The following is an 8,175-nucleotide window of genomic DNA, read 5'->3' as shown; positions in this document are numbered from 1 at the left end:
TCGCTGGTGGCGGCGGTGCCGCTGGTGTTCCCGCTGGCGGTCGGCTGGGTCGCGGCGGCGATCCTGCTCGACCAAGACACGGCGGTCGAGGAGATCGGGCTGGTTCGGTTCGACACCGAGGCGGCGACGTCGCCGATCGACGAGGACGCGGAAGTGCTCGACGCCCTGGAGGCGGAGATCGAGGGGTACGACGTGGTCGAGATGCCGAACGGGGACCTCGCGATCTACCAGGACGGGTTCGCGCCGTTCTGGGCGCGCTTGAAGGGCAAGTACGCGAAACTGGATGTGAACAACCGGGCGTCGGAGATCCCGGCGACGGGCGACTACGACCGGCTGTTCGTGATCGACCAGGAGCCCGAGGAGCTGATCGACCACCAGCCCGAGACGGTGGTGATGGCGTGGCCGTGGCGGACGTACGACGAGGACACCGACGACGAGCGCCTCGCAAGTGTCCTCCCGCACGACCTCCGACGCGAGCACTACATCGGGACGGCGTTCTATCTCGGGGCGCTGGCGACCGCGACGTGGGCGAGCCAGCAGTGGCTCGGGACGTGGATCTGGGGTGCGGCCGCGTGCGTCCCCGGCTCGCTCGTCGCGTTCGCGACGCCCGTCGCCGGCGAGGGCGAGATACACTGCGCACCCGGGCAGGCACGGAAGGCGTACGCGACCGCGCTCTACATGGACGTGACCCTGCGCCGGTTCGAGACCATCCCGCAACTGCTCCGGGAGGTCATCGACGCGAACAAGCGTGAGATGGACGTCCAGCAGATGCTCAGCCAGCTGAACGACGAGTCGATCATCAAGAACAGCAACGACCCGGACGCGAACCCGCTCCAGTCGGAGATGCTGGAAAGCGACCCCGCGGTTTCGGACGACGAGCAAGGCCTCCGGGATCAGGTCGGCACTGCGGGAGGTGACGACTGATGCACCCCGCGAGTCGGAGTTCATCGCACGCGGGCGCGTCAGAAGGCCCCCCGGATGCGGGGGGAGACGAGTCACCCGTGGTCGAGGGACTGGATCTCGACGCGCTGTTCGCGGAGATCGACGCGGCGCGGCCGTCGCTCGACAAGCTCCATCGCGACCAACAGGAGGCGATCGACAGGTTCGTCCAGGAGGGATTCGCGACTCGGCGCGAGTTCCTGCTGTGGCTGCAAGAGCTGGTCTGGAACTCGATGGGCCGGCTCCACGGGAACTGGTTCGCGAAGGTGGCCCGTGACGAGGTGGTACTGTCATGCGTAATCACCAGCGAGAAGCGCCGGCACTACCGGCAGACGCCGGTGTCGCTGGACGCGGCCGCGACGGTCCGCCGGCGGATGGCGAAGAAGTTCATCCGGCCGGCGTGCCGGGCGGGCTACCGGACGCTCCGAAAAGACGCTCAAGAATACGTCCAGGAGGACAACCGCGTCGACGTCGACGACGTGTCGATGTTCGCGATGCGGCCGTCGCTCCAGACACTGAAAGACCGACAGACGGTCGCGTTGCGGAAGCTCCTTGATGGATTCAATTCGGAAGATGCGCTCGATCGCTGGCTCCATCATCTCGATGACGTGACGCTCGGGGAGCTCGACCGGATCGACGCGGATCTCGACTGGCGGCTGGAGATGGAGCGGACCGCTCGGGACGTCCTGCTCGGCGACCGTGCGGACCACGCCCGCCAACGCGAGCAACTGGCGGCGTTCTACCTGCTGCCGGCGTTCTCGTTGACACCTGAGCCGATGCTGGTGCGCTCTCAGGAGGCTCGTGAAGAATCGGACAACCAACAACTGGAGGCAACACAGATATGACTGACCCAGACCCTGACAAATTACCGGACCCTCATACGAACACCAAGCAGTATCGCGACGACGATCGACTCCACACTGATGCGGCGTTCCTCCGCCGGAAGTTCGGGATGCCGAAGTTCGATCCCGAATTGTTTGATTACTCGGCGCTGGCGCCGGCGCTGTTCGATCATACCTGGGACGGCGGTACAGAGCGAGTGTCTGGAGGGCCCGGATCGTTCGTCGTGGGCGAAGAAGGCTCGGGAAAGTCGACGCTGTTGCTGCGGATCGCCAGCGTCGAGATGGAGCGCAACGACGCGCGAGTCGTCTGGTCGGCGGTGACCGGCAGCCGCTCGGAATGGCTTCCGTACGCCCCGATCACGCGGGTGTGCATCCCGAAGGGGTACGAGCCAACCGCTCGCCTCGTGCCGAAAAAGCGGTCGCGTGGCTCGCGTGGGGTCGAGGTCCGTCTGGAGGACATCGTCCGAGAGGTGGTCTACTACAAGGACGTGATGGATCTGAACCTGCGGGTGCTGCGCGACGGCCAGTTCAACGTCGTGTACCCCGATCCGAAGATGCGGGGGTGTCAATGGGTCTACGAGGAGAGCGACCGCGTGGTCGCTGACGCGACGAACGAGGTCGAATTCTCTGCTGAGGACCCGGTGAATCACTGGTGGTTCGGCTGGGGGCTGTCGCTGGTCGAACGCGGGCCGTTTGCGTGGACGAGCTGGATTCAGGACGAGGTTCAGAGTCTGGCGCCCGAGGGCGCGGCGAACGACAAGTACCTGACGCGGCTGAAAATCAAGATGCTCGGGGAGTCGATGGAGGACTTCCGGAAGAACGGGATCGCGCGGTACTTCGCGGGCCACAAGGACAAACACCTCCATTCGCTGTGGCGTGACCGCATCTCGTTCCGGATTCACATGAACGGGACGGCGAACCCGCGCCGATCGCGATCGTCGTCGATTCCGGTGGGGATGGAGACTGTGCCGATGGAGGAGGACCTGATGTCCGACGAAGACATCGGGACGGCACTGCTCTACACCGAGAGTTCGTTCGAAAAGGTCGGGTGGCCGAACATCCCGAAGCCGATTCAGGGTGATCTGAAGGTGTACCTTGATCCGGACGGCCGGGAGGGGGAGACCTCGACGGGAGGGGTGACGGCATGATTGACACCCGACCGACGTCGACGATCGCCGTGTCGACGTCGAGCTCGAGCTCACGTTCAGAAGAAAATCCGGGGGGTCGGCTGCGGCGAGGAGGCGGTCCCCGGCGGAGTTCGGCCTCGACCGGGAGCAATTACGCGCGCGCGCTCTTCGGATATGATCGGAATAACCCCCCCGGGGGCGGGCGTGCATTATGCGCGTCGCGAGCAGGTGCGCGGTTGCTTGCTCGCTGGCGTGGTTCGCGCGCTCGGTTCAAGGCGCGGGCGGGTGCTCGCGATGGATCGAGGACGCGGGCGGCCTCGCGCGAGCGCTCGTCTTCGCGGGCGTTTTTGAACGCCCTGGCGGGCGAGCGGCGGCGAGCGCGCGAGCGAAGGATTTCGCGTGGCCGCGTCCGCGGCCGCGTCGGTGCGGACGTGACCGGAGGCGGGCAGGCGCGTCGGTGTGCGACGGCGCGCGCGGTGCTGTGGGCGTGGTTGCCCGTGAGCGCGGTCGGACTCGCACGGCCGGAGGATACCGCATGCGGGGCGCTCGCTCAAACGCGAACGGAGGTGGGCGCGGATGCGTAAATCGCGAGCGCTCGCACTTGTCGCGCTCGTCGTGGTGGGTGCGCTCGTCCCCATGTGGTCGCCCGTGCTGGTGAGCGCGGCCGAGGAGACGGGCACGTTCGCGGGCGCGGTCTCGATCGAGATGGACGCGGCGACCGACGGCTCGACGAGTCGGTACGAGCTGGCGGACGCGAGCAAGGCCGGGAACTTCTCGATCGAACTGACGGGACGTGAGTCGACCGAACAGGAGTCGGTGTCGGGAACGGCACTCTCAGATGGTGAGATGTTGCCGGTGACCGCGGCTGGGACGAACGCCCCGACTGGACCGGCAAACGGTCAGCCCGAAGTGACATTTACGGGTGTCGAGGAGACCCGCCAGACGTTCTGGGATGGAGTGGCCAGCGATGGCTCGACGGATTCTATCAGCGTCGGCGGTAACATGCAACCGGAGAATCAGACGGTGACGGTCACGGGTCAGGAATCGACCTCCAGCAACTCTTGGGCAGCAACCAGTCAGAGTAATGGCGAGTCGACAAGCATCTCGGTCGGTGGAAACGTGCCACCCGAGAATCAGACGGTGACGTTCACTGGCCAAGAATCTGCAACCTGGAACAACCAGAGTGGGACACTGTCAGCAGGAGGCAGTGATAGCATCAATACCGGAAACTTAGAACCGACTGGACCATCGAACGGCGACCCCAAGATCACGGTGACGCCAGAACCGACAACCGTCTCGAATTATGACCAAGCGGGGAGTTACACAGATATGCTAACTAAGTTCGCTGGGTCAGAGATGAGGGTGCCGAATAGCCCATCTCATATTACAGACGTCACGCTTCACATGGCCCAGACGTCAAATGAATCGAATCTGACAGCAGATATTTATCTGCATCAACAGGGAATGGATGGATCGACAGGTGACGGAACACTCGTTAAAGAAAACTGGCAACCGCCGACTGGATCAGACCACACTCTAAATGTCGATCTAGATAACACCTTCGTCCGGAATACGTCCTCAAGCACGGTTTTCCTCGAATTTAAGCTCACTGGAGGGACGGATAACGACAACTATCACAACTACGCTATCGAAGCCCGTGAGAACAGAAATTGGGGCGGCTACTGGTATAATGGCGACTATCTGGATATGGGGCCGAAGATCGAATTTGGTGGGACAAATACCTCGCGAGTCTCAATCTCGGATGGAGTTGGAGGCTCTGTCAGATTTGGGAATATCACTTCGACAGCGGCTAAACCGATTGATATGGGGTCTACGAATACTCTCTCGATGAGTGGAACCGGGACAGTTGACTACCAGTTGGAGAAAAAAGATCGGACAGGGACGGAAGATCCTGCGATCGATGTGGATGGAGATGGAGGCGCTGATGCGAGCTACTCGGGTGTGCTGACCGACGGTGAGACGGCGACGGTTTCGGTGTCGGAGTTATCGAGTGGGAGCGTCTCCGTTGAAACGATGCTGTCGGGTGCGCCGACTGACTGGACGATCGAGGCCGACGAGGTCACTGCGACCGAGGATCCGGCGATCGATGTCGATGCTGACGGCTCGATCGACGTGTCTAAATCCGGTGTTCTCCGGGGCGGTGAGACCGCAACGCTCCAGATGTCGAGTCTTGACCCAGGGACGAACGAACTGGCGTTCGCGAGCCCGGGCGCAGGCTTCGACTGGAAGATCGACGTCAAGGAGCGGATCGTCACCGAAAACCCGCAACTGGACATCGACGGCGACAGCACTCCTGAGGCCTCGTACTCCGGGCTGCTTGAGCCAGGCGAGACGGTGACCCGTGGCGTCGATCTCTCGCTTGGGTCACATGAGATGGTAGTTTCGACGCAGTCGTGGTCGACGGTCTCGGTCGCAACCGACTACACAGAGATCTCGGAGTCGGTGAACCCGAATGTCGTCATCAACGGCTACGAGGCCAGCTATGACGGAACGCTGTCAGCGGGCGAGACGACGACGTTGAACGTCTCGACGGATTGGCTCGCGAATGAGACAAATGTTGTCGAGGTGGGGGTCGGCGAGTCGCTGTCGACAAACGCTCCAGCCGCGCGCGTTGGGGTCGACTACTACCATACGGCCGCGACGAGTCACTCGACAAGCTACAACAGCACGGCATGGACCGAGGAACGCACTATCAACAAGACGTTCATCGACGAACAAGCGAATGCGACGCTCGAGCTCCCGTTCCACGATTCGGTGGTCAATATCAAGGAACTGGAGATCGCACGGAATGGGTCCGAGTACACACGGATGGACTCAGCGGACTACGAGTACGATGCGGAGTCGGCGGTGGTGACGGTTGATCTCGGCGACGTGGAAGCGAACGAGTCGGTGTCAGTCCACGCGAGGGGCTGGCGGGTCAAGGTCAACAATGGTGACATCACGATCCGCGAGCCGACGTTGCCGGGCGATCGGCTCGACACCGCTATCGAAGTGACCGGGAAAGATGAGAACTTCTGGCTGGGTATCCAGAACCAGCGGATCGTCCACACGTACAACGAGTCGTGGGGCCAGCCCGAGGAGTACTCGCAGGTGACCGCGGATGGCGCCCAACAAGTCTATCTGCCGAATGCTGGTGAGGGTGCGACCACTCGGGTCGAGTACACGCCCTTGGAGGTCACTCCCGAGCGCGGGGACGCGGTGGTCCACATCGAGGATCTTGACGCCCAGCAGTTCCATCTCGACCAGGGGCGGACGAACGGGGACGCGGTGACAATCCGGTGGCTGAATGCGGTCGAAGACAAGAGCTACGCGCTCTGGTCAGTGACCCACTCGGATACACGGACGGTTGAGAAAGCCGGCGCCGACGGTGTCGTGTTCACTGACGACGACAGCGCCGAGACGCTCCAGATCATCGCGAGCGAGAACGCTGGCGACTCCGGCATCGGCGGCCCGTTCGGGCTGGGACAGTCGCTCCAAGGCGGGCTCGTGCTCGCGCTGGTCGCGGGCTCGGTCGCCGTGGTCTACTGGCTCCAGCGGCGGTACGGCTCACGCGGCTACGGCCGGCGGGACGTGCTGGTCTTGTTGACGACCGCGGGGGCGGTAACGCTGCTCGGGATGGAGATCGTGGCGCCCGGATCGGCCTCGGGGCTGATCTCCTCGGGAACCGTCCCGATCCTGGGTGGCGCAGTGATCGCGATCCTCGGACTCTACTACGGTATCGACTACCTGCCGGGCGGCCGGCGGCTCAAGATCGGCTACCTCGGCGTGGGCGTGGCGTTCGTCGGCGTCCTCGCGCTGGAGGTGCTGGCGCCCGGGTCGATCTCCGGGACGCTCGGACCGACCATCGCGGAGGCGCTCGATCCCGCGATCCGGCTCGGCGGACTCGCCGGAGTCGGGCTCGCTACCTACGCGCTGTACCGCTGGCTGTTCGGCAACTCCAGCAGTGGCTCGGACAGTTCGTCGTCCTCGTCTGGCGGGAGTTCCAGCGAGGACGGTTCGGCGATGACGCAGGTGATCGTCCAGGACAACGATGATAGCGTCTCGACGTCGTCGGGAGGTGACGACTGATGCCCGCGGACGTGTTCGTGGTGCTGCGCGAGGCGGTCGGTCGGGTCCTGGCGACGCTCGGACTGAAAGGCGTGATCGGGGCGAGCGCGGTCGTCTCGACACTGACGCTGTTCTGGTGGGGCTACCGGCTCTCGTCGGTGGTGGCGTTCCTGCGGACAGCAAGCACGGTCGCCGTTCGGTACGGCGCCGTCTCGGTGGCCGTGCTGGCGGTCGCACTCGCCGGGGCGCTCCACGCGGGCGTCATCCCGGGCGTGAACCTCGCGCCAATCTACGACCTGCTGGACGTCCTGGTCGAGACGGTCTCGCCGAGCGGTGGAGGTGGGATACTGTGAGCGACGCGACCCTCGACACGTTTACCGCCGACGACGACGGCGACGACGTCGAGGATGACTCGGGGAGCCGGAGTCGCGTCGACGAGCTGCGCACCGAGTACGAGCCCCGCATCCGGTCGGGGCTTGCGAGCCTTCGCGACGAGATCGAGACGCGGGCCGGGCAGGCACGCGAGACGTGGCGCGCTGAGTACGAGCCCCGCATCCGGGCGGCCCTTAGCGACGCCGAGGACTGGCTCGACGAGCGGTACGCCGACGCGAGCGAACGCCGGACGCGGTTCTATCAGGGACTGGTCGCGCTGGGGCTGGTGGTGGCGTGGACGGTCGGGAAACCGGCCATCTACGGCTGGCTCGATACTGTTGCGGTCATCGTGACGGTCGGGCCGTTCCTCTGGTTCGCGACCGAGTCAGAGATGTGGTCGCGACTGGCCGAGCTTACGGCGCTGATCGCGGTGAGCCTGCTGGCCGCGATCCTCGCAAAGGCGACTATCTTTCCGTGGCGCTCAGTCGAGGCGTTCGTCACCGAGACCGTCGTCGGGCGAGCGATCGGTGTGACGTTCGGAACGGCCGTCAACGCGGCGCTCGCGCTGTTCGGGGCGGCGGCGCTGTTCTGGCTGTTGAAGGCCTACGAGTACCGCCGGACGAGTCCCGAGGACCGCGTGCTGACCGACGGGAGTGGTGAGCAGTGAGCCAGACGGTCCAGCCCGAGGACGTCGACGAATCGCTCCCGAAGCCAGTGCTGTCGGTCGGAGACGAGCGCGCGGAGCATCTCGGGGAGACCATCACGGTCCGCGGGCAGGTCGTGAAGCGGTCGAGCGTCCGGCCGAAGGTGACCACGGCCGCGTTTGA

At 64.4% G+C, this 8,175-nt stretch carries 6 protein-coding genes; all 6 read left to right on the top strand.

The genetic code is table 11. The annotated features are described in order from the left end of the window. The coding region (locus EPY72_RS19000) for a hypothetical protein (RefSeq protein WP_168216077.1) at positions 1–924 on the top strand (924 nt) is incomplete at its 5' end. Between the two features lie 77 nt (positions 925–1,001). Then, the gene (locus EPY72_RS18995) at positions 1,002–1,784 is read left to right on the top strand and encodes a hypothetical protein (RefSeq protein ID WP_135807448.1); all 783 of its coding nucleotides are present in this window, start codon (positions 1,002–1,004) and stop codon (positions 1,782–1,784) included. Next, positions 1,781–2,929, top strand: coding sequence for an ATP-binding protein (locus tag EPY72_RS18990; RefSeq protein WP_135807447.1), 1,149 nt, complete (start codon positions 1,781–1,783; stop codon positions 2,927–2,929). Before EPY72_RS18995 ends, EPY72_RS18990 begins: the two co-directional genes overlap by 4 nt. Positions 2,930–3,484: 555 nt before the next feature. Then, positions 3,485–6,997 carry a hypothetical protein gene (locus EPY72_RS18985; protein WP_135807446.1) on the top strand — a complete coding sequence of 1,171 codons (3,513 nt, stop codon included), beginning with the start codon at positions 3,485–3,487 and terminating at the stop codon, positions 6,995–6,997. Then, complete coding sequence (locus EPY72_RS18980; protein ID WP_135807445.1) at positions 6,997–7,329, top strand: hypothetical protein; 333 nt, start codon at positions 6,997–6,999, stop codon at positions 7,327–7,329. Before EPY72_RS18985 ends, EPY72_RS18980 begins: the two co-directional genes overlap by 1 nt. After that, the gene (locus EPY72_RS18975) at positions 7,326–8,015 is read left to right on the top strand and encodes a hypothetical protein (RefSeq protein ID WP_135807443.1); all 690 of its coding nucleotides are present in this window, start codon (positions 7,326–7,328) and stop codon (positions 8,013–8,015) included. The genes EPY72_RS18980 and EPY72_RS18975 overlap by 4 nt, the downstream gene beginning before the upstream one ends. The last annotated feature ends 160 nt before the right edge of the window (positions 8,016–8,175 follow it).

The sequence above is a fragment of the Halorussus marinus genome, from assembly GCF_004765795.1.
GTDB lineage: Archaea > Halobacteriota > Halobacteria > Halobacteriales > Haladaptataceae > Halorussus > Halorussus marinus.
The sequence above is the reverse complement of the archived record's forward strand: the minus strand, read 5'-3'. Positions and strand labels throughout refer to the sequence as shown.